This is a genomic window from Pseudarthrobacter phenanthrenivorans Sphe3 (assembly GCF_000189535.1).
Lineage (GTDB): Bacteria > Actinomycetota > Actinomycetes > Actinomycetales > Micrococcaceae > Arthrobacter > Arthrobacter phenanthrenivorans.
In genome coordinates, this window is sequence record NC_015145.1 from 3194921 (window position 1) to 3214706 (window position 19786).

The following is a 19786-nucleotide window of genomic DNA, read 5'->3' on the forward strand; positions in this document are numbered from 1 at the left end:
CGCGCAAGCAGCATCCGCAGCCACCCCGCATCCCGGAGCCTTCTGCTGACACCCGGAACAGGCCCGATCCCCCACATTGTCAGGGAATCTGATGACCCACCACGGCGATCAATCCGGCGTTAACCGTATGTCGCCGGGACAGGACGCCGTGCCCGGACCGGAGGCCGGCACCGCAGCCGCCACAGCCACCCTGCCGGCAGGCCGCGACCGCTATCTGGATACCCTTCGAGCCCTGGCCTTGGCCCGGGTGGTGGCGTTCCACAGTTTCTCCGGCGCCGTCTGGCTGACCCTGGTGTTCCCGTCCATGGGCGTCATGTTTGCCTTGGCAGGATCGCTAATGGCCCGATCCTTGGCCCGGCCCGCCGTCGGGGTGTTGAAGAGCAGGACCAGGCGGTTGCTGTTCCCCCTCTGGGTGTATGCCCTGACGGTGCTGGCCCTGCTGTTCACCGCAGGCTGGCGGCCGTGGGAGGAGGATGTCAGCTGGCTGCAGGTGGCACTGTGGTTCGTGCCCCTGGGCGACCCGCCATTCCCGGAGAACGCTGCCACCAATGACCTGGTGGTGGACTCCAGCTGGGGTTTCCAGGCCGAGGAAATCCTTTGGTATATCCGGGCGTATTTCTGGTTCATGCTGCTCTCGCCGCTGCTGCTCAGGGCCTTCCGGCGGTTCCCCTGGCCTACGCTGCTGGCTCCCCTGGTGCTGATCACGGCACTGACCTTGGAAAACGTGATTCTTCCCGAGTGGGCGAACAGCACGGTGACCGATTTTGCCACCTTCGGTTCGTGCTGGCTTCTGGGTTTCGCCCACTCGGGGGGCTACCTGCGCAGGTTGCGGCTACCCGTCGTTGTGCTCCTGGGGCTGGGGCTCATGGCGCTTGGCTTTGAATGGGCGGCCACCCATCTGGGCGAGGAAGGCTGGGACCTTAACGCCATCCCGCTGGCCCAGGCCCTCTGGTCGCTGGGATTCTGCGCCGTGCTGCTCCGGCTGTCCCCGGTCTGGACCCCGCAGCCCGCGCAGCCCGGGCTCCAGCGGCCCCGGGCACTGCGGATCGTGGACAGCGCCGTCACGCTCATGAACAACCGGGCCGTCACCATCTACCTCTGGCACAACCTGCTGCTTGTGGCCGCGGTCCCGCTGATCGACCTGGCCTGGGAAAACCCCACGCTCAGCGAGTCGGTCCCCTGGCTGCTGGAAAGTGAGTGGCTGCTGTTCCTCATGGCCTGGCCGCTCCTGGGCCTCACCATCCTCTCCGTGGGCTGGGTGGAGGACCTGGGCGCCCGCCGTAAGCCAGTGCTGTGGCCGGCAGGACTCGTAAAGGGTTAGGCGCCGCGTCCGGCCGCGGCCAGTTCAGGCTCGCGTTCCGGGGCACGCGCGGCACAAGGACGGACGACGGCGGCCTCCAGCCTTTTGTTCGCCCAGCGGCGGACGGGCGTTTCCACCAGCCGGTGGGACGCAAAGCCCAGCAGAATGGTCAGCACCGCCGACAGCGCTACGCGCAGCCACAGCGACGGGACGAGCGGCATGAGCAGGAGATAAACGGGCATGTGCCACAGGTACATGGCGTAGGAAAGCTCGCGGCCGGGGCGGGCCAGCCAGGGGTGGCTCAAGATCCGCCCCATGAAGCCTGCCGGCTGCAGGACGAGCGACCCGATCAGCACGGCCGCCAGCAGGGAAAGGACGGTGGGCCCGGCTGACCAGAAGGCACTGAACCACGGGCCGGCGGTCTCCGGCTCCTTCAGCAGCACCATGGCGGCCAGGAGGGCAAGCCCCGCGGCCGGCCCGGCCCACCGGGCGGCGCGCTGGAGGGCGGCGAGGAAGCGGGAACCCTCAGCGACTGTGGTGAACAGGAGGGCCAGGGCGCATCCGATGAGCAGCTCGTCGGCCCGGGTGTCGGGCCCGTTGTAGAGGCGGTTCAGCGGCGCCCCGAGCAGGACCAGGACCGTCCGCTCCAAAAGGAACGCCGCAGCCAGGCCGGCCGTGGCCCAGGCAACCGTGCGGACCTTCCAGAACCGCAGCAGCACCAGCAGGAGCAGCGGCCAAACCAGGTAGAACTGCTCCTCCACCGCCAGGGTCCAGGTTGGGCCGAGCGTTTCACCGGCAATCGACTCCCCGAACAGCCCGAAGCGTGCCAGGTTCATCACGTAAGCGGCGGCCGGCAGGACAAAACCCTCCTGCCCGGCCCACTTGGACCAAGGGAAAAGAGCGCCTACGGCCACGATCACCGCGCACGCCGCCAGCAGTGCCGGCCACAGCCGGGCCAGCCGGTTGGCGTAGAAGACGCCCAGCCGCAGCCGCCCCTGGGCCAGGTACTCCTTCATGATGAGCAGGGTGATCACGAACCCGCTGAGGGTGAAGAACACGTCCACGCCGATGGATCCGCCAGGCATCAGGGCGGTGGCCGTATGGAAGAAAAACACCCCCGCCACCGCGACGGTCCGGAGCCCGTCCAAGGCATGTTTGCGTCCCGAGATGAGCCCGTTTCCGGGCATCGCAGGCCGTTCCAGTGCTGGCAAATTTCCGCTGCTTGACCTCAAAACCACCTATCAAGCCTACATAACGTTTCGGTAACTGCGCTGGGCGGGAGCTGGACGCGGGCTGGGTGCCCGGCCGCCGCGCGGGCAGTAACGGCGCAGTAACGCGCTGGGTGATGCACTCGTTCTCGTGTTCCCTCGCGTAAGGACGGTGTCATGGGGCAGCGGTGGAATTCCCTCAAGGTTGCGGGCCTGGCGCTGGATGTCCCGGACCAGCTCGCATCCTCAAATGAGTTCGGCATCGAGGGCGGTGCAGCCGTCCTTGAAGGTGCCGGCCTGCGCCTGACCGTTGATGCGAGCCCGTTCGCCGATCCCCTCACCCGCTATGCCGCCAAGCCCGGCTACGAGCACTGGCGGGAAGCCGTGGGGAGCAATATCGCGGACTTCGTCCTGTTTGAGGAGGCGGGCACCCGCACCATTGCCGCCAACATTCCCGGACGAGTCACCGCCGTCGTCCATCAACCCGCTGACGCCCCCCGGGACGTCGCCCTGCAGATCCTGCGAAGCATCAGAACCGATAAAGGAGAATCCAATGACTGAAGAGCTGTACCGCGCGGCCCCTTATCTCGCCGCCGTCGAAAACACCGCCCCCGGTGAACGGAAACCGGGCTTCAACAAGGTGCAAAGCTACCTGGAGCGCTTCGGGTACCTGGGGGCCACCACCGCCAGGGAAATCGGTGTTCTGGACGACCCCACGGAAGGGGCCCTCAGGAGTTTCCAGGAGTTCTTCCACCTTCCGGTCACCGGCGTGTTTGACGACGCCACCCGCGAAGCCATGATGCAGCCGCGCTGCGGCCTCCCGGACATGCGCGGGGACGGGATCGCCTTCGCCACCGCCTGCGCGTGGGTGGACCGGACGCTGACCTACGCGTTCGATACCGGGACGGACGATGTTGCCGGCGCCGCCGAATTCGACGCCATCCGGCGTGCCATCCAGACCTGGCAGGTGCTGGGCGGCCTGTCCTTCACCGAGGTGGCGGTCGGGTCGAGCCCGGACATCCGCATCGGGTGGCGGCCGGCAGCGGACCCGGACCACTCGATGGTGGGCGGCGTCCTGGCCCACGCCGACTTCCCTCCGGGCTGCAGCGTGGTCACCAACACGCTGCCCAAGCCGGTCCACTTCGATGACAGCGAACACGTGTGGAGCATTGGTGCCGTGGCCAGCGCCTTCGACATCGAGACCGTTGCCCTGCACGAATTCGGGCACATCGTGGGGCTTGCCCACTCCAGCGTTGCGAACGCCGTGATGGCGCCCACCGTGTCCGCCAACTTCACCAAACGCGCCCTCACCCAGGACGACATCGACGGTTTCCGGGCACTCTACCCCGCCGCTCCACAGGCATGGTCCGGCTGGAACTCCCTGGGCGGTGTCATCACCTCGGACGTGGCCGTGGGCAACAACAAGGACGGCCGCATGGAGGCCTTTGCCAAGGGCACCGACGGCGCCGTGTGGCACCGCTGGCAGACCACCCCGAACGGCAACTGGTCCGGCTGGAACTCCCTGGGCGGCGTGATCACCACGGAAATTGCGGTGGCCAACAACCAGGACGGCAGGCTGGAATTCTTCGCCCGCGGCACGGACAACGCCTTGTGGCACCGGTGGCAGACCACACCCAACGGCAACTGGTCCGGCTGGAACTCCCTGCTGGGGACCATTACGGGGCCGGCGGCGGTGGGCCGGAACGCGGACGGCAGGCTCGAGGTGTTTGCCCGCGGCACCGACGGCGCCGTGTGGCACCGCTGGCAGACCACGCCCAACGGCAACTGGTCCGGCTGGAACTCCCTGGGCGGCGTGATCACGTCCGAGATCGCCGTCGGCGGGAACAAAGACGGCCGGCTGGAACTCTTCGTGCGCGGCACGGACAACGCCCTCTGGCACAAATGGCAGACCGCCCCCAACGGCAACTGGTCCGGATGGGCTTCCCTGGGCGGCGTGCTGACGTCCAACATCACCACCGGCACCAACGCCGACGGCCGGCTCGAGGTCTTTGTCCGCGGCACGGACAACGCCCTCTGGCACAAGTGGCAGACCGCGCCCAACAGCGGCTGGTCCGGCTGGGCTTCGCTGGGCGGCATCCTCACCTCGGATATTGCCGTGGGCAGGAATGCGAGCGGCCGGCTCGAAGCGTTCGTCCGCGGCACCGACAACGCCCTCTGGCACAAATGGCAGACCGCGCCCAACAGCGGCTGGTCCGGCTGGGCATCCCTGGGCGGCATCCTCACCTCGAATATCACTGTGGGCAGCAACGCCGACGGCCGGCTCGAGGTCTTCGTCCGCGGCACGGACAACGCCATGTGGCACAGGTGGCAGAACACGCCGTTCCTGACGGAAGAGTCCACCGGTTCTTCCGGCGCTGCCGCCACGGGCGGGGAAGGTGGCGGGGAAACGGCTGCCGAGGGCGTCGTCCCCCAGACGGTCGAGATGCCCACCGGTACCATGGCGGACAGCGTGACCACCAACGGCCACCGGCAGCCGGCGGAACCGGAAATGCCCGCTGGGACGATGGACGCCGGGACATCGAACGCGGAAGCAGCGGATGCAGCGGCAACGGACATCGGGACAGCGGACGCGGGGCCAATGAACTCGGGGCCAACGGACACCGGGGCAATGGACGTGCCGAGGACGGAGCCCGGGAGCATGCCCGGCCTGTCCGGCCAGGAATCGCCTGCCAGTGAATTACCTGCCAAGGAATCCGCTGCCGCAACAATGCCGGCCGGAGGCATGGCCGCCGTCTGATCAGCCGCGCGGCAGGGACTGAAGCGTACGACGGCGGCGCGCGTCCGCCGTCGTAACTCCCCTGTGCTGGTGCCTGGCTTGGCCTGCGTACCCTTAGTGCCCGGGGCCGCCTTGCCGGGGCAGCGGAAGGGCCAGCAGCGTGCCCCACAGGACCATGGCGGTGCCCCAGAGCGGGCCGTCCATGGCGCCGTCGCGGTCCGGATAGGCCAGCATCGCGGTCCCGATGTAGACAGCGGACAGGCTCGCCGCAACCCGTACCAGGGGGCGGCCCGGGACCCACCAGGCCAGCAGCAGTCCGCTGGCGGCGAGCACCAGTCCGGCCGAGCCCTGGACGGGCCAGTGCTCGATTCCCCAGGTGACGTGTCCCGGGTTCGGCGTCAGCCGGGACATGGTGAAAGCGTGGACCGCGTAGGAGAGCCACAGCGGCAGGCCCGCGAGCGCCAGCAGCAGGTACGGCCAGCTCACCCTCACCGTCCTGGGGAAGGGTCCGGCGTGGTCCCTCGCCAGCCAAAGGAGGACGGCGGCGGGAACGCCCACCGCAGCGGCCAGCAGCAAAGGCCGCACGTCTGCGCCGGCCACGGTTCCCACCACCAGCGCTGCCGCAACCACGGCCAGCAGGACAGCGCCCGGCCACGGGCGGCGCGGACTGAGGGCGATGCTGAGATAGGAACCCGCCACGATAAACGTCAGCAGGCTGCCCCAGCTGGCTTCGAGCGACACGGCCCAGACATAGCGCTGGTCAACCCAGCCGGGCAGGGTCATGAGGTCGGCGATGCCGAACAGAAAAACTGCGGCCACCACCACCATGATCCAGGCCAGCCCCCGCACCAGGCGCAGCCGGGGCGGCAACGGTGACTTGGCTTGGGATACTGCTTGCTCCACCATTGATCGTTGCCCCTCCGCTGAACTGCCGGTTGTCCCCGTTACCGGTTAACGTAGTCCCCGGCGCACACTCCCGGGGGTGCGGATATCCACACCTCTGCCGGGATTTACTTCCCCGAAACAGCCGCAGCCGTACTATTCATCCATGTGGACTAAACAGCACCAGGCGCCGTGCGGCACGTGCGGCAGGGACACCAAGCACGTGACCCACTATCGGAAGGACGACGCCGGCGGCGCGCTGGTTGCCGAGGTCCAGTGTGCTGAGCACAAGGACGTGCCGGTCCCCAGCGACCAGCTGTCCGCCGCCTTCCGTTGGGTGTCTCCGCTCGGCCACTCCCACTAGCCCATTCCGCCAGACCCCGCCCAGGCACCGGCCGCGCGTCCCTGCCTAAGGCACCGGGCGCGGGTCCCGCAGGCCGGGACGGCTGCTACTTTTCGTGCTCGGTCAGGATCTCCGCCAGGGTCTCCAGGTTTGCCCGGGTGGAGCGGGCGTAGGCGGCCGCCACGAGCGGATCTGCGATCCTGCCGAAGACCCCGCCGAGTCCTGATTCAGTCTCCAGTCGGACGGTAAAGAGCGTGCCGCCTTCCTGCGCTTTGGTGGAGAAGGCAACCGTGAACTGAAGCGGGCTTTGGACGGAGCGGGAAACGATCCGGTGGGGCGGGTCGTATTCTCTGACCTCCACGGTCCACTCGATCCTGCGCCCCAGCACCTTGGTTGTCCCTGTGCTCCGGCTGCCCACATGGGGAACCACGTCGTCCTGCCGGTAATCGATAATGGCGGTGTCCCATTCCGGAGGGCTGGATGGCGCAGTCACGTAGTCGAAGACTTCCTGTGGTGTTTTGTGGATGAGGATGCTTTCCTCGATGGTGGGCATGGCCTGCTCCTTAGATGGGTTTGACTGATGAATGGCCGCGGGGCGTCACGGCCGGTTCCGCGGACCACAGCAGCGTGCCCAGAGCCAGCCAGGCGAGGCCGAAGGGTACAACGAAGAGGATCCGCTCGTTCTGGTCGTTGGCGCCGAGCAGAAGCAGCGAGGAGACAGCCAGGACCACCCCTGCCCAGGCAGGCAAAGTCCGGGAGACCGCGAGGCCCACCCCCATTACGATGTACGCGGCGACGGCAACGAGGACCAGGGCAACGCCGGCAAAGTACAGTGCCGAGCCCATCAGCGCCACCCCAAAGAACATGCACGCCGCCGCTGTGGCCGCGGCGATCCGCACCATCCGCATGCGGGCTGGAAGGAGCGCCAGGAAGCCAAGGGTTGCCCCGGCGATCAGGAGCACGCCTGCCAGGAAAAGGAATGACTCCAGGGGGCCCGCCGAGCGATATGTCCGGCCAACGCATTCCGCTGCTATGCATCCGGGCGGCTGCATGGACTGCAGAATCCCGGATGCGGTCAGGCTGAGACCGCCCAGACCGGCGGCTACCGCAGCCGCCAGAGCCGGACTACCGCCGGGAGTACGCTTCAGGGCGGTTCCTTCAGGGTGATCTTTCACTGTCCTCCCCTTCCTAGTGGGTGAAATTCTTTGTGGATGGAATTGCTTGCGGGAGTGCAGGGTCAATGGCCTGCGATCCCTCCGTTCAGCAGGCGGAACCGCCACAGCTCCGGCGACCCGGAGAGCGGCAGAGGATCACTGCACCCACTGGCGGGATTCCCTTCCAGTGGCGGAACACCCAGGACCTCGGTCCGGCCCACTGGTTGCAGGTCCTGGACGGACGCCGTTTGGTATGTGCCTCCTGCCTGCGGCAGGAGGAGAAGACAGCATGCCACCCAGCAGGCCTGTCTGTCCGAAGAGATCAACCTGCGCCACGTTGCGGCTCGTGGCGCTTTCACGGCTGACGCCGGCACTGGGATTCGCCTTCCTTTCACGTTGTGACGTGAAGCCAGCTTGCCCTGCCCTTGTCCGGACCGCGTCCACCACCGGTTCTACTTCCCGCAGTACACCGCCGGGTGGAGCAGCGGGGTTTTATTTACTGACAGCAGGCAGGCCAGGGAGGATACTTTCGGTCATGGAGGATGAGCCGGGACCGTACGGACCGGCCTGGGCCGGGCCGGGAGAGGCGAAGGTGCGCGTCGTCCTGGCCGACGACGAGCGGCTGGTCCGCGCGGGACTGTCGCTGTTGCTGGCTGCCGAGCCGGACCTGGAGGTGGTGGGCGAAGCTGCGAACGGCGCGGAGTGCCTGGCGGTTGCCGGCACCACCCGCCCGGATGTTGTGGTCATGGATATCCGGATGCCGGTAATGGACGGGATCGAGGCCACCACCCGGCTGACCGCGGACGGGCTGGGCGGCGGAGATGGCGTCCCGGCGGTCCTCATCCTGACAACCTTCAGCGAGGACCACAACGTCACCACGGCGATGAGGGCCGGAGCAGCAGGCTTTCTCTTAAAGAACTCGGCACCGCAGACCCTCGCCACGGCAATCCGCGCCCTGGCCAAAGGTGACGGCTGGCTGGATCCCGCCATCACCAGGTCTTTGCTGCGCCACTTCAGCTCCCGGGCCGCAGACGGCCAGAGCGTTCCCACCGCGGACATCAGTGTCCTCACTGCCCGTGAACGTGAAGTCCTCGGGGCCATGGCCGTGGGCCTGAAGAACGCGGAGATCGCGAACAAGTTGTTCCTCAGCGAAACGACCGTCAAGACCCATGTCCACCGCATTCTGCTGAAGCTTGGCCTGTCCGACCGGTCCCAGGCCGTGGCGGTGGCGTACAGGTCGGGACTGATCCGGTCCGATTGACCGGATGGCATCAAGGAGTCGGCAATGACGTCACAGGAAAAGAGCGGCCTTCTCCCCGCCCGCCTGGGCCAGGCCTCGCAGCTGCCCATGCCCTCCCGAAGCGACATTCTCACGGCGGCGACTGCTGCCGCCCTGGACTTTGGCATGTTCATGATTGCCTGGCTCAGCGGCGATATGCCCCAACCTCCATGGCTGGTCCTCCTGTACACGGCAGCAGCAGGCGTGGTGGTCGCATGGCGGCACCACTTTCCAGTGTCGGTGTATGCGCTGGCCCTGCTGATCCAGCTGTCGTTCCCGTTCGTTGCGTTGAACTGGCGTACGCCCCTTGACCCGTCCCTCGGGACCACCTACCTCATGCTGGCTGACCTGTATACGCCATGGCTGGTAGTCCTAGTGGCGCTGGTTGCGGTGGCGGCGGACCGCCCGCCGGTGTGGTCAGTCACCGCGGCCGCCGTAGCCTTTGCTGCATGGACCGGAATTTTCCTGATGCACGATGTCTGGGATGTGCCGAACCTGATCCTGGTCCTGGCTGCCGGCTTGCTGTCGTCATGGCTCGTGGGCAGGATGGCCGGCCGCAGCGGGCAGCGCATCCAGACCCTGGAGAGGTTCCGGTCCGAGGCGGAATCGGCAATAGCAAGGGAGCATGCACTGATCGCTTCGGAACTGCACGACATCGTTTCCCATGCAGTAACGGTCATGACACTCCATGCCGCCGGAGCCCGCAAGATCATCAAGGGCGATCCTGAGCGGGCGGCACAGGCCCTGACGGTCATTGAGGCAACCGGGACCCAGGCGATGGACGAACTGCGGAGGCTGCTGGAAGCCTTGCGCGCCGGGATCACTTCCTACCCGGTGTCGTCCTCCCTGGCCCGCATCGACATGGCCCAGCCGCTCCTTGAATCGCTTCGGGGTGCCGGCTTCGCGGTGGAGTGGCGCGTGAAGGGCCGGCCGCAGGTGCTGGCGGACAGCGTCAACCACACCGCCTACCGGGTCGTCCAGGAAGCTTTGACCAACGTGGCCAAGCACGCCGGGGCCGGAGCGCAGGTGGAGGTGGTTCTGCACTGGCAGCCAGGCGCACTCACCATAGAGATCACGGACGACGGCGGCAAAGGGCACCGCCCAGAACAGGACCAGCATGGCTTTGGCTTGATTGGCCTGCGGGAGCGGGTGGCGATCGTTGGCGGCAGCCTCACCTATGGCCCCAAAGATTCCGGTTTCCGGGTCCATGTTGACCTGCCCCTTGGCATCGCCCAGCCACAGCATGCGTAGCCGTGGGCCAGCGTTGGTTGCATGGCAAGCAGCCATCGGGGGCGCCGTAAAGGAGGCCGGGCCGGACCCGAAGTTATCGGATCCGGCCCGGCTGAGCTGTTCCCAGCGGTATTAGCGCAGCTCAACCTCCAGCGTTTGGAAGGCGTCGGCGGAGTGGCGGCCAACAAGCAGGCGGAACTTGCCCTGCTCGAATTTCCAGCCGCCATCGTAATGGCCAAAGGACCGTGCAGGGATCCGCACTTCCACGCTTTCCGTGCCTCCGGGCGCCAAGTGGGTTCCCGCGTAGCCGGCGAGCCAGCGGACGGGGCGCTCCACAGCGGAATCGGCGCGGTCGAGGTACACCTGCACTGTCTCGCGTCCGATGCGGCTTCCGGTGTTGCGGACCGGAACATGCACCACGAGGTCCTGTCCCACGCTTACAGACTGGGGTGCATGGGCCGTTCCCAGTTCGAATGTGGTGTAACCCATGCCGAAGCCGAACGGGAGCGCAGGGGCCGCGCCTCCTTCTGCCTGCTGCTTGAGCCAGGCCCGGTAGCCGACATGGACACCTTCGGAGTAGACCACCTTTCCGTCTACGGGAGTGGTGTTCAGTACTGGAACGTCCTCAAGGGCGGCGGGCCAGGTGGTGGGCAGGCGGCCGCCCGGTTCCGCAGCTCCGAGCAGGATGTCAGCGATGGCGCGGCCGAATTCCTGGCCGCCGAACCAGCCGAGCAGGACAGCGCCCACCTTGTCCAGCCATGGCATCAGGACTGGAGAGCCGGAGTTAACCACCACGACTGTGCGCGGGTTGACCGCGGCAACGGCTTCCACCAGTTGGTTCTGCAGGCCGGGCAGATCAAGGTCTTTGCGGTCGAAGCCCTCGGACTCAATGGCAGCGCTGGTTCCCACCACAACGATGGCCACGTCGGCGGTTTTTGCCGCTTCCACTGCCGCGTCGATGTCAGCCTGTGGGTCTTCCACCACGGTCTCCTCGCCCAGGAGGATTGCTGTGAACGGGATGACTTGGTCTTTTGGCAGCTTGTAGACGGCCTCGATCCGTACTGTTTCGCCTGCGGCGGTTTCCACTGGGTGGACGGTCTTGGGAGGATCGAAGAGGGCGGCGCCGAGCACGTCGGTGTCATCCTCAATCTCGCCGTTGAACACCTCTTCGCCCTGCAAGGAGAGCCGGATGTGACCCACCGTTCCGACCCCCAGATGATGGACGCCTGCGGTAGCAGCGGTCCAGTCAGCTTCCATGCGGATGGCGGCAGCGCCCTCTGGGATACCGATGCCGAACCAGATCAGGTGGGACGCGAGCCGGTCCTCCCCGGAGATTTCCGAGCCGTCCTCGGCAAGGAAGGTCACCCGCATACCCGGAACATTGGATACAGGGTTATGGAGGGAGGTACGGGGGAAAGCCTGCAGGCCTTCGGCTACCTTGGCTCCCCGGGCATAACTGAGGCTGACGCTTTCTGGGAGCGCTTGGCGCAGGCCCTCCAGGGGAGAAATTGTGTATTTAGGCATGACTGTGGCGCTGCCGCCGCCCTGCGTGCGTGCCTCTTCCGCGTTGTGGCCGCTCACCGCCACGCGGCTCAATGCTGCCGGGTTCAGGGGCAGGAGTCCGTCCTTGTTGCGGACCAGGACAGCGCCGCGGACTGCCACTTCACGGGCGACGGCGGCGGCATCCAGGGGTGCCGGGAGTTCGGTCACAGCGGGGGTGACACCTTCGAGGGATCCGACGCGGGCGGCGAGGCGGAGGATGCGGCTGACTTTTTCCAGGATGGCGGTCCTGCTGACGCGCCCGTCTTCAACGGCTGAGAGCAGTTTGGGTCCCCAATGGCCTACCGGACCTGGCATCTCCAGGTCCTGGTGTGCATTGGCGGCGTTTACGGAGCGGACGCCTGTCCAGTCGGAGACAACGACGCCGTCAAAGCCCCATTCGGTGGACAGCGGGGTCTTCAGCAGTTCGTTTTCGCTGGCCGTAGTGCCGTTGATGGAGTTATAGGAGCTCATCACCAGCCAGGCGCGTGCCTCGGTTATGGCGTCTTCGAAGGCTGCCAAGTAAAGCTCGCGAAGCGGGCGCTCATCCACGACGGAGTCGGCGGTAAAACGGTCCGTTTCGGCCTCGTTGGCCAGGTAATGCTTCGGTGTTGCCCCCACGCCCATCGACTGCACGCCGGCCACATAGCCCGCAGCCAGTGTTGCGGTGAGCCGGGGGTCTTCGCTCATGCATTCGAAGTGCCGGCCGCCCAGCGGGGAACGGTGCAGGTTGATGGTGGGACCCAAGACTGCGTGGACGCCCTTCCGGCGGGCTTCTTGGCCCAGCACCTGGCCGTAGCGGCGTGCCGTGTCCACGCTCCACGTGGCGGACAGCGCCGATGATGACGGCAGTGAAACTGAGTCGTGCCGTTCGTCGAAGTCTTCACCCCGAACACCCGAGGGGCCGTCGGAGAGGACGACGCGGGAAAGGCCGATGGAGGGAAGTGCGTGCGTAGCCCACACATCGGCACCTGTCAGCAGTTGGATCTGCTGTTCAAGGGGGAGGCTTTCGGCGAGCTCGCGGATGCGTGCTTCGGCATCGGGGGAACCGGCGGCCGGAGTCGTGACTGCCGGGGAAAGAGCGGGGTTCATCTATTTGACTCCTTTGATGCGAGTGACGAGAGCGGCGCCGATGATGCCGACGACAGCACCGCTGATGAAGAGTGCGGGGTATCCGCCAAGGGTGATCACAGGAAGTGCAACGGCGGGTACGAGGGACTGGGGCAGTGCCTGGGCGATGTTGAAGACGCCGAAGGTCTTGGCGTTCTCGCTCTGGTCTTTGGGCAGGAGATCCGTAATAAGGGCGACGTCGACAGCGCTGAAGCAGCCCAGCCCAAGACCGGTGACTGCCTGGCCTACCAGGACCTGGTCGGCGGTCGTGCTGGTGGCAATGACAATCAGTCCCACCATCATGATGATCGCAGAGGCGATGACCATTCCCTTGCGCTTGCCGATCCTGTCGCTAATCCATCCTCCCGCGACGCTGCTGATCACGGTGCCCGCGGCGCTGACAAGGGTGGCTTGGAATACCAGCCCGGTAACCTCAGCTTCAGGCACCGCGAGGTGATCGATGAAGAAGTATGGCAGGTAGAGCAGGCCCGCACAGTAGCCCATGTACACCAGGAACTTGGTAAACCAGGCCCAGCCCAAGCCTGGGTAAGTGCGGGGGTTGAAGTAGAAGGACCCGGCGATTTCCTTCAGGTTCAGCGGTGCAGGCTTCCCGGTGAGGACGCGGTCCTTGAAGGTAAAGGCAAAGGCGATAGCGATAACCGTGCCTACGGCACCCGGGACGACCGCCATTTGGAATGCATTGTCGAAGAGCTGGGCGAAGTAAGCTGCGGCTACCAGGCCGATCGGCAGGGTCATTCCGATCAATCCGGACAGGCGCCCACGCTCTGCCGGGGCCGTCTGGTCCGGGAGGGTCGCCACCAGCGCTGCCAGCGCGGCATTGAAGCTCAGCTGCGCCAGAATCCAGGCTACGAGCACGCCCGTGACGTCAGTTGCTGATCCAAGCAGGACCAGCGAGGCCATGCCCACGAGAGAACCGCCGATGATCCAGGGCTTCCGCATGCCGAACCGGGAGGTGGTGCGGTCGCTCAACCGGCCAAAGAACGGGTTGGCCAGCAGCGCAATCAGGGCGCCAACGCCGGCTACCAGGCTGAGTGCTCCAGCGCGGGTTTCCGGAGTGGTGATCTCGGAAACCTTGATGGCCAGGACCACCAGGGCCGGCGCCAGAACGGCCATCCACAAACCCGCGCTGGCGATCGGCATGCCAATGACATAGGCACGCGGTGTTCTAGGGGGTGCTCCCTGGGCGGGAACCGTTGAAGTGTTGCTGCTGGAAGAAGTCCTGCTCACGGGCAGTGAAACGGATTCTTCGGTAGTGGTCTCGTGGGCCACGCTGCCTCCTGACAAAAGTGACCCTCCGTTGGGTCTAAGGAAAGATCCTAACGGCAAAAACCGAGTGTTACTAGATTTTGTTAAAAGTACGTGAAATACACTGGCATGATGACCTCATCAAAGCCTCGTGGGCAGTACGCCAAGGGAGCCGAACGCCGCGAGCAGATCATCCAGACTGCAACCGATGTTTTTGCCACGGAAGGCTTCGAAGGTACCGCTTTGAAGCGGGTCGCAGAGCTGGTGGGCGTGAAGGAAGCCACACTGTTCCACTACTTCCGTGGCAAGCAGGAACTTCTGACGGCGGTGCTCGCCGAGAGGGACCGCCGCAGCCTTGCAGCCATGGAGGACAAGGAAGCCTCCCTGCACGTGATGGTCCGCTCAGCTGAGCGGAACCGCGAAGAACCGGGACTCACTGCCTTGTACGCCGTGGCTTCAGCCACTGCAAATGACCCTAGGCACGACTCGCACAGCTACTTCAAGGAACGCTACGCCGAGGTGGTTGGCGTCCTCACCGTGGACATCGAACGCCGCCAGTCCGCCGGAGAAATCCGCTCTGACTTGCCCGCCAGGAATCTGGCCCGCCTGGCAGTGGCCGTCTCCGACGGACTGCAACTGCAATGGCTCTACGACAAGGACGTGAATATAGCGGACGGCCTCTCGGAGTTCATCGATGTGCTTTTGAAGCCGCAGGCGCAAACCCAGCCAAGCTGAAAGCGCCCCTTATTGATGGAACGTTGAGTGTAAGCTCGCCCCCTTCTTGATGTTGGATCAGCACAATTGAGGGGTTTGGCCGAGCCGCGGAGGTTGGGCCCGTTACGGGAACGGGGTGCACCTGGTGGGTTTTGGCACGAAGTTGGACACCGCACCGATCAGGAAACTCGCCGAGGATCTCAGTGCCGAGGCCGCGCTCCGGTTCGTGGACGATTACCTGGGCATGCTGCCGGGCCGGTTGAAGCGGATCCTCCGAGCTGTTGACCAGGAGGATGCGAAAGTAGCGCTGGATGCCCTGCTCAGTCTGAGGGTCACCTCATCCATGAGTGGTGCCCTGGACACAGCGGCCAGCTGCAGGGAACTGGAGTCACTGGTACGTGCTGGGCACTTCGCGCAAGCCCGCGCGGAAGCCACGAGGCTCAGCACTGAGCTTCACTATCTTCAGGACGCAGCCCCTGACGTGCTGCAGCGGGCTCGGGACGAACTCAGCAGGACTTCCTGGAACTAGGCGGCGGACGGCGCCACCGGCCTGAAATGGGCCCTGCTTACCGGCACATGCTTTTGGCGGTTGCTTCCGCGGCCTCCTGCATCCGCTCCACCAACGGGGTGATGCCCGGCGTGCCCAGTTCCGCGGGCGGCAAGGCCATGCCCACGGAAACCTGCTGCCGGCCGTCCAGCGAGGAGACAGACTGGACGTTGTACGCGCCGCCACCACCGTAGATGAATACGTGGCGCTGGCCGGGACAGATGGCGCCGGTCCACTGCAGTCCGCCCAAGTCATATGGATCGCCGTCGACCATTACTTCCCACGTCTCGGCGTTCACCAACTGTCCTGCCGGGAGGGCTGCAAAGAACCTGTTGAGATCCTCAACGGTGGAGATGATGCCTGCATCGCCGGAACCGGCTGCGGCGTCCGTCCGCGTGAAGTCCAGCCGGCTGCCACCGGACAGGACATAGCCGTGGAGCATGGGCTCCGGCGGTGCTCCCGGCGCTGCCAGCAGGCTGCTGGCCATGCCTGCAGGTTCAAAGACTTCGGATTGCAGAACCTCGGCGAGCGGCCGGTTGTGGATCCGTTCCACCAGCCACGCCAGCACTTCCCAGTCGGTGGCTGACCATGCCGGCTGGGACAAGGGACCCGGCGCCCCTCCTGCCGTGGCCGCGATCCTCAGCCTTTCCTCAAACGACAACGCGGTGGTCCGCAGTGCTTCGGCGTCCTTGGATTCCAGCAGGGCAGGAATGTAGTCGGGGAGCCCGGTCCGGCTGCCCAGCAGTTCCCGGATTGTGGTCCGCTCCCAGGCGGGGAAGATGGCAGCGAACTCGGGCAAGTACTTCGCTGCCGGGTCATCCAGCCCCAGGGCGCCGTTCTCGGCAAGCTTCAGGACGGCGACGGCCATCATCGGTGCCCCGGCACCGGAAATCCATAGTTTGTCCCCGGGCTCCGCCGGTTCGCTGGATTCGAGGTTCCGGGTCCCGGCGGCCTTGGCCACCACCTGGTCGCCGTTCCGCACGTGAAAAACCAGTCCGGGTGCACCGTTTTCTACAGCTTCCCCGGCCGCGGCCTCAAGCTCCGCCGTCACCAGGACGGGCGCGGTTTCGTCGGCTGCGGGCTCACCGGGCATGCAGCCTGCCAGGGACAGGGCAACAGCAAGGACTGCCGTGCACCATCCGGCCGGCCCCCTGGGCCCTGCACGCCTGCCACCGATTCCACCGCCCTGACCGCTTGGCATCAGCCCATATTGCCCCCGGCCTGGCAAGCACCGCGTCCACCGCCAGCTCGACTTCGTTTCCTACACCTCGAGGTGTAGGAAACCAGCTGCAGTCAGGGGATTACGCGTACCGCCAAGTAGTAAGTAAGCTGATGAAATGGCTTCTAAAGTACGTATGTGCGTGATGGCCGGTGAAACGCATCGCAGACCGGGTGGAAAGCATGAGTGACGAGTTGGAGCGCCGCCTTGAGCTTGCGGCAATGGTCGTGGCCAGCATAAACCCTGCCGACGTCTGGCCATCCTATTTTGGCCGCTCCCGGCTTTCCGAGTTCGAGCTGCAGGCCTACCTTCATGGCGCCTTGGCATTGCCCGAATTCGAACAGGGCTACGGCGCCGGCAAGGGCCTCGGGCTCGCCGTTCCGGGGTCCCGCCCGCACAGTGGAAGACGGACGGGTGAGGATGCACTCGCTGACCTGGGGGCCGCGGGCAGATTTCTCCTTTCGCCGGAAAGGGGTGAAATGGAGCGGCTGCGATCCCTTCGGGAGACACACCTCCTCCATACCGGCCGCGAGGAGATGTTTGACCGGGTGGTATCCACCGCCAAGGAGTACTTCCGCGTCGACGCGGCTTCACTGTCGCTGATCGCCGAGGACGCCCAGTTCCTGAAGGCCGTGGTGGGCCCCCTCCGTGAGGAAACGCCACGTGACATCGCGCTCTGCACGCAGACGGTCCAGCAGGACTCAATGCTGGTCATCAACGACACCCTTGCCGATGAACGCTTCGCCAGCAACCCGCTCGTCGTGGGCGACCCCTACATCCGCTTCTACGCAGGCTATCCCCTCCACGGACCGCGCGGCTGGAACATCGGAACATTGTGCGTCATTGACCAGCAGCCCCGGGCGTTCAGCGCCTCGGACCGGCAGGTGCTCCAGACGCTCGCCCGGATCGTCCAGAACCGCATCGACGCCCGCACCTGATACGGCAGCAGCCGCGCCTTGGGGTGCAGGCACCCAGGGCGCCTGCACGACGGCGGCGCGCGGCCGCCGTCGTACGTCCTGTCAGTAGCGGAGGTCCGCCTGCAGGGCTAAGTGGTCCGAGGGGTACATGCCGTGCAGCGGCCGGGTACCCAGCAGTTCCGCGGCCAGTGGGTGGCCCGCTCCCCCGCGGCGCGGCATGCCGGTGAAGACGTAGTCGATCCGGCGGTCCGGCCACAGCAGCTGCGTGGCCCAGGGATTGGTGTTGGCCCAGGTGCAGCCGCGCTCCGTTCCGCCGGCCTCCCACGCGTCGTAGAAGGACAGGCCCGGAACCGGCGCAGCAACCCGGCCGGTAAACATGCGAATCTCGTCGCTGTCCGGATCGGCATTGAAGTCCCCGCACACCACCAGCGGAGTCCTGTCGTCCCAGGAGGTCTTGAGGTGTTCCAGGAGTGCCCGCACGGCTTCCTGGCGCTGACGGCCCTGATCGGGCCACCAGGCATCCATCACCCCGCCGTACACGGTGATGGGCCCACGCGGACCGGCGATCGTTGCCTGCTGGACCCGCAGCGCCCCGAAGTCCATCCCGGCCTGAGCGGTGATGGGCCACCGTGACAGCACAGCGACGCCGGAAAGGGCGGACTCGTCCTCCTGCGCCGGGACGCCGCTGAACGCGTGGTGCGGCAACCCAAGCGGGCCCGCCAGCCTGGCGCACTGGCTGTCCTCCGCCGTCGTCCAGGATTCGGTCAGCACCACAATGTCCGGCCGGGCGTCCGTGAGCGTGGCAATGACCGCCGCCTCGCGCTCCTGCCACGGACCGTAACGCCCCCAGACATTCCACGTGACAATCCGGACCGTGGTTTCGAGCAGCGGGCCGTAGAAGCGGGGAGGAATGTCCAGTTCAGGCGCCATCAACCCATCCTGCCCAGTCACGGACACTGGCGCCAGCCAGGGACCGGATGCGGTGCCCCCGGACGCGGGTCCTAGGCGGGATGCGCGGAGGCCCTTCCTGCCGGCCGGCGTCGTTCCTGCCGGGTGCCCAGCACCAGGCCCAGTCCCGGCACGAAGCGGGAAAGGTGGCCAATGCCGAAGGAGAGGACCACCCCGAACACGGCCACCAGGATGAATTTTCCTCCGGCGGGCCAGGCGGCCTGGAGAACGGCGACCTGCAGGCCCACCACGATGTAGACGTGGAGGATGTAGGCCGCGTAGCTGGCCGCCGCCATCGCCGCCAGCAGCCGCCGGCTCCGGTGGAACACCTCACGGAATGCCACCACCAGCCCCGCGGAGAGCCCCAGGCAGACCAGCGCCTCCAGGGAGACGCGCACCAGCGAAGGCCAGCCGAATCCTCCGGTTGCCGTCAGGGTGAACCACAGGCCGAACGCCTGGAGCGAGAAGATGGCAACAGTGGCGAGGAAGCCCGCGGCCAGCCAGGGCAGGCCAACGGACTTCGGCATCCGCGTGAACCAGTGGTTCCGGTAGGCCAGGATGCCCACCACGAACAGGCTCACGTACTGGACAAAATTCGCCGGTTCCATCGGCACCAGGAAGAAGAGCGGCACCCAGGAGTCAACGGGAAACCACCACCTCACCACCCAGGTAACCAGGATCAGGGCCGCCGCGAACCCCAGGATCGCGGCAGGCCCGGCGGCGGCAGCAGCTGCTTCCCCGCGCCGGCCGGGCCTCCCGCCCTGCCACCCGGTCGCTTCCGCCCCGCCCACAGCGCATAGACGGCGGTGTAAATCAGGAGGTGTCCCAGGAACCACAGATGGAAGTAGGCACCCTGCCAGGCACCGATGTAGAGCCCGCTGATGAACGTTCCCGGATCCGGGCGCCCGGAGGCAAGGTACGCGAGCGGGATGTTCACCGCCACCACAAAGACCACCAGCGGAATCCCGATGCGCGCCCACCGCTCCCGCAGGAACCGCCGTCGGCCTTTCCGCTCATACGACGCCGGTGTGAAGTAGCCCGCGATCAGGAACAGCATTCCAAGTCCTACTGCCGCGTTCACCGTATAGAACGGACGGAACCAGTCACTCGTGGCGGAATCCTCCACGGGCCAGAACCCGCCGCTCGGCCCGTAGGCCTGGGCCGCGTGGTGGATGATCACCATGGAAATGATCAGGACCCTCAGGACGTCCAGGAATACCAGCCGCCCTCGGGCGGTCGCAGACGGCGCCGGTCCAGGGCCTGCGGTACTCGGCATCTCCGGTCCTCCTTGCGGTGCTCGTGCCCCACCCTTGAATGCATCGTCCCCTTGGATGCATGGTCGTCCCGGCTGTGGCCGCGCGCCAGAGCCGAAGGACCCCATGCAGGAGGGGGC

General features: G+C 66.2%; 19 protein-coding genes. 9 read left to right on the plus strand and 10 right to left on the minus strand.

The features are described from left to right. The first annotated feature begins 91 nt into the window (after positions 1–91). On the plus strand, positions 92–1321 hold the full coding sequence (locus ASPHE3_RS14865; protein WP_013602014.1) for an acyltransferase family protein: 1230 nt from the start codon (positions 92–94) through the stop codon (positions 1319–1321). On the opposite strand, the gene ASPHE3_RS14870 is transcribed toward ASPHE3_RS14865, so the two are convergent. Beyond that, complete coding sequence (locus ASPHE3_RS14870) at positions 1318–2511, minus strand: acyltransferase family protein (protein WP_254362889.1); 1194 nt, start codon at positions 2509–2511, stop codon at positions 1318–1320. The genes ASPHE3_RS14865 and ASPHE3_RS14870 overlap by 4 nt on opposite strands. Positions 2512–2685: 174 nt before the next feature. Between ASPHE3_RS14870 and ASPHE3_RS22305 the strand changes: the two genes are divergently transcribed. Both ASPHE3_RS22305 and ASPHE3_RS21250 read left to right on the plus strand, forming a co-directional pair. Further along, positions 2686–3069: a hypothetical protein gene (locus tag ASPHE3_RS22305; RefSeq protein ID WP_013602016.1), complete on the plus strand. Its 384-nt coding sequence runs from the start codon at positions 2686–2688 to the stop codon at positions 3067–3069. Next, on the plus strand, positions 3062–5266 hold the full coding sequence (locus tag ASPHE3_RS21250) for a matrixin family metalloprotease (RefSeq protein WP_013602017.1): 2205 nt from the start codon (positions 3062–3064) through the stop codon (positions 5264–5266). The genes ASPHE3_RS22305 and ASPHE3_RS21250 overlap by 8 nt, the downstream gene beginning before the upstream one ends. A gap of 93 nt (positions 5267–5359) precedes the next feature. Here ASPHE3_RS21250 and ASPHE3_RS14885 read toward each other — a convergent pair whose 3' ends face one another. After that, a complete protein-coding gene (locus tag ASPHE3_RS14885) occupies positions 5360–6151 on the minus strand; it encodes a hypothetical protein (protein WP_013602018.1) in 792 nt (263 codons plus the stop codon). 142 nt (positions 6152–6293) lie between these two features. Here ASPHE3_RS14885 and ASPHE3_RS14890 point away from each other — a divergent pair, with 142 nt between their 5' ends. Next, the gene (locus ASPHE3_RS14890) at positions 6294–6491 is read left to right on the plus strand and encodes a hypothetical protein (protein ID WP_041652245.1); all 198 of its coding nucleotides are present in this window, start codon (positions 6294–6296) and stop codon (positions 6489–6491) included. Positions 6492–6576: 85 nt separating this feature from the next. On the opposite strand, the gene ASPHE3_RS14895 is transcribed toward ASPHE3_RS14890, so the two are convergent. Together ASPHE3_RS14895 and ASPHE3_RS21865 are read right to left on the minus strand one after the other, a co-directional pair. Next, complete coding sequence (locus tag ASPHE3_RS14895) at positions 6577–7023, minus strand: SRPBCC family protein (protein ID WP_013602019.1); 447 nt, start codon at positions 7021–7023, stop codon at positions 6577–6579. Positions 7024–7033: 10 nt separating this feature from the next. Continuing rightward, positions 7034–7645, minus strand: coding sequence for a hypothetical protein (locus tag ASPHE3_RS21865; RefSeq protein WP_013602020.1), 612 nt, complete (start codon positions 7643–7645; stop codon positions 7034–7036). A 514-nt stretch (positions 7646–8159) separates the two neighbouring features. Between ASPHE3_RS21865 and ASPHE3_RS14905 the strand changes: the two genes are divergently transcribed. Both ASPHE3_RS14905 and ASPHE3_RS21255 read left to right on the plus strand, forming a co-directional pair. Next, positions 8160–8885, plus strand: coding sequence for a response regulator (locus ASPHE3_RS14905; RefSeq protein ID WP_013602021.1), 726 nt, complete (start codon positions 8160–8162; stop codon positions 8883–8885). A 24-nt stretch (positions 8886–8909) separates the two neighbouring features. Further along, positions 8910–10154 carry a sensor histidine kinase gene (locus ASPHE3_RS21255; protein ID WP_013602022.1) on the plus strand — a complete coding sequence of 415 codons (1245 nt, stop codon included), beginning with the start codon at positions 8910–8912 and terminating at the stop codon, positions 10152–10154. A 111-nt stretch (positions 10155–10265) separates the two neighbouring features. Here the strand turns inward: ASPHE3_RS21255 and ASPHE3_RS14915 are convergent, their stop codons facing one another. Both ASPHE3_RS14915 and ASPHE3_RS14920 read right to left on the minus strand, forming a co-directional pair. After that, the gene (locus ASPHE3_RS14915) at positions 10266–12764 is read right to left on the minus strand and encodes a beta-glucosidase family protein (RefSeq protein ID WP_013602023.1); all 2499 of its coding nucleotides are present in this window, start codon (positions 12762–12764) and stop codon (positions 10266–10268) included. Next, the gene (locus tag ASPHE3_RS14920) at positions 12765–13943 is read right to left on the minus strand and encodes an MFS transporter (RefSeq protein ID WP_013602024.1); all 1179 of its coding nucleotides are present in this window, start codon (positions 13941–13943) and stop codon (positions 12765–12767) included. Between the two features lie 237 nt (positions 13944–14180). Here ASPHE3_RS14920 and ASPHE3_RS14925 point away from each other — a divergent pair, with 237 nt between their 5' ends. After that, a complete protein-coding gene (locus ASPHE3_RS14925; protein WP_041653041.1) occupies positions 14181–14783 on the plus strand; it encodes a TetR/AcrR family transcriptional regulator in 603 nt (200 codons plus the stop codon). A gap of 124 nt (positions 14784–14907) precedes the next feature. After that, the gene (locus ASPHE3_RS14930) at positions 14908–15291 is read left to right on the plus strand and encodes an Hpt domain-containing protein (protein ID WP_148258112.1); all 384 of its coding nucleotides are present in this window, start codon (positions 14908–14910) and stop codon (positions 15289–15291) included. A gap of 37 nt (positions 15292–15328) precedes the next feature. Here ASPHE3_RS14930 and ASPHE3_RS14935 read toward each other — a convergent pair whose 3' ends face one another. Continuing rightward, entirely contained in the window at positions 15329–16510 is a 1182-nt protein-coding gene (locus tag ASPHE3_RS14935; RefSeq protein WP_148258113.1) for a serine hydrolase domain-containing protein, read from the minus strand. A gap of 200 nt (positions 16511–16710) precedes the next feature. Between ASPHE3_RS14935 and ASPHE3_RS21260 the strand changes: the two genes are divergently transcribed. Beyond that, entirely contained in the window at positions 16711–17466 is a 756-nt protein-coding gene (locus ASPHE3_RS21260) for a GAF domain-containing protein (RefSeq protein ID WP_013602028.1), read from the plus strand. An 81-nt stretch (positions 17467–17547) separates the two neighbouring features. Here ASPHE3_RS21260 and ASPHE3_RS14945 read toward each other — a convergent pair whose 3' ends face one another. The 3 genes from ASPHE3_RS14945 to ASPHE3_RS21265 all read right to left on the minus strand — a co-directional run bounded on the left by ASPHE3_RS14945 (position 17548) and on the right by ASPHE3_RS21265 (position 19669). Beyond that, positions 17548–18375: an endonuclease/exonuclease/phosphatase family protein gene (locus ASPHE3_RS14945; RefSeq protein ID WP_013602029.1), complete on the minus strand. Its 828-nt coding sequence runs from the start codon at positions 18373–18375 to the stop codon at positions 17548–17550. Between the two features lie 71 nt (positions 18376–18446). Beyond that, the gene (locus ASPHE3_RS21870; RefSeq protein WP_254362891.1) at positions 18447–19055 is read right to left on the minus strand and encodes an acyltransferase family protein; all 609 of its coding nucleotides are present in this window, start codon (positions 19053–19055) and stop codon (positions 18447–18449) included. Positions 19056–19072: 17 nt separating this feature from the next. Continuing rightward, a complete protein-coding gene (locus tag ASPHE3_RS21265; RefSeq protein WP_049786081.1) occupies positions 19073–19669 on the minus strand; it encodes an acyltransferase family protein in 597 nt (198 codons plus the stop codon). Between the last annotated feature and the right edge of the window lie 117 nt (positions 19670–19786).

What these genes read in the sequence shown, in the direction of transcription:
- ASPHE3_RS21255 (WP_013602022.1), top strand. Translation starts at nt 8,910, where the DNA reads ATGACGTCACAGGAAAAGAGCGGCCTTCTCCCCGCCCGCCTGGGCCAG.
- ASPHE3_RS14920 (WP_013602024.1), bottom strand. Translation starts at nt 13,943, where the DNA reads ATGCCGATCGCCAGCGCGGGTTTGTGGATGGCCGTTCTGGCGCCGGCC.
- ASPHE3_RS14885 (WP_013602018.1), bottom strand. Translation starts at nt 6,151, where the DNA reads ATGGTGGAGCAAGCAGTATCCCAAGCCAAGTCACCGTTGCCGCCCCGG.
- ASPHE3_RS14890 (WP_041652245.1), top strand. Translation starts at nt 6,294, where the DNA reads ATGTGGACTAAACAGCACCAGGCGCCGTGCGGCACGTGCGGCAGGGAC.
- ASPHE3_RS21250 (WP_013602017.1), top strand. Translation starts at nt 3,062, where the DNA reads ATGACTGAAGAGCTGTACCGCGCGGCCCCTTATCTCGCCGCCGTCGAA.
- ASPHE3_RS14925 (WP_041653041.1), top strand. Translation starts at nt 14,181, where the DNA reads ATGACCTCATCAAAGCCTCGTGGGCAGTACGCCAAGGGAGCCGAACGC.
- ASPHE3_RS14905 (WP_013602021.1), top strand. Translation starts at nt 8,160, where the DNA reads ATGGAGGATGAGCCGGGACCGTACGGACCGGCCTGGGCCGGGCCGGGA.
- ASPHE3_RS14895 (WP_013602019.1), bottom strand. Translation starts at nt 7,023, where the DNA reads ATGCCCACCATCGAGGAAAGCATCCTCATCCACAAAACACCACAGGAA.
- ASPHE3_RS21260 (WP_013602028.1), top strand. Translation starts at nt 16,711, where the DNA reads ATGAGTGACGAGTTGGAGCGCCGCCTTGAGCTTGCGGCAATGGTCGTG.
- ASPHE3_RS14945 (WP_013602029.1), bottom strand. Translation starts at nt 18,375, where the DNA reads ATGGCGCCTGAACTGGACATTCCTCCCCGCTTCTACGGCCCGCTGCTC.
- ASPHE3_RS14865 (WP_013602014.1), top strand. Translation starts at nt 92, where the DNA reads ATGACCCACCACGGCGATCAATCCGGCGTTAACCGTATGTCGCCGGGA.
- ASPHE3_RS14935 (WP_148258113.1), bottom strand. Translation starts at nt 16,510, where the DNA reads ATGCCAAGCGGTCAGGGCGGTGGAATCGGTGGCAGGCGTGCAGGGCCC.
- ASPHE3_RS21265 (WP_049786081.1), bottom strand. Translation starts at nt 19,669, where the DNA reads ATGCCGAGTACCGCAGGCCCTGGACCGGCGCCGTCTGCGACCGCCCGA.
- ASPHE3_RS14915 (WP_013602023.1), bottom strand. Translation starts at nt 12,764, where the DNA reads ATGAACCCCGCTCTTTCCCCGGCAGTCACGACTCCGGCCGCCGGTTCC.
- ASPHE3_RS22305 (WP_013602016.1), top strand. Translation starts at nt 2,686, where the DNA reads ATGGGGCAGCGGTGGAATTCCCTCAAGGTTGCGGGCCTGGCGCTGGAT.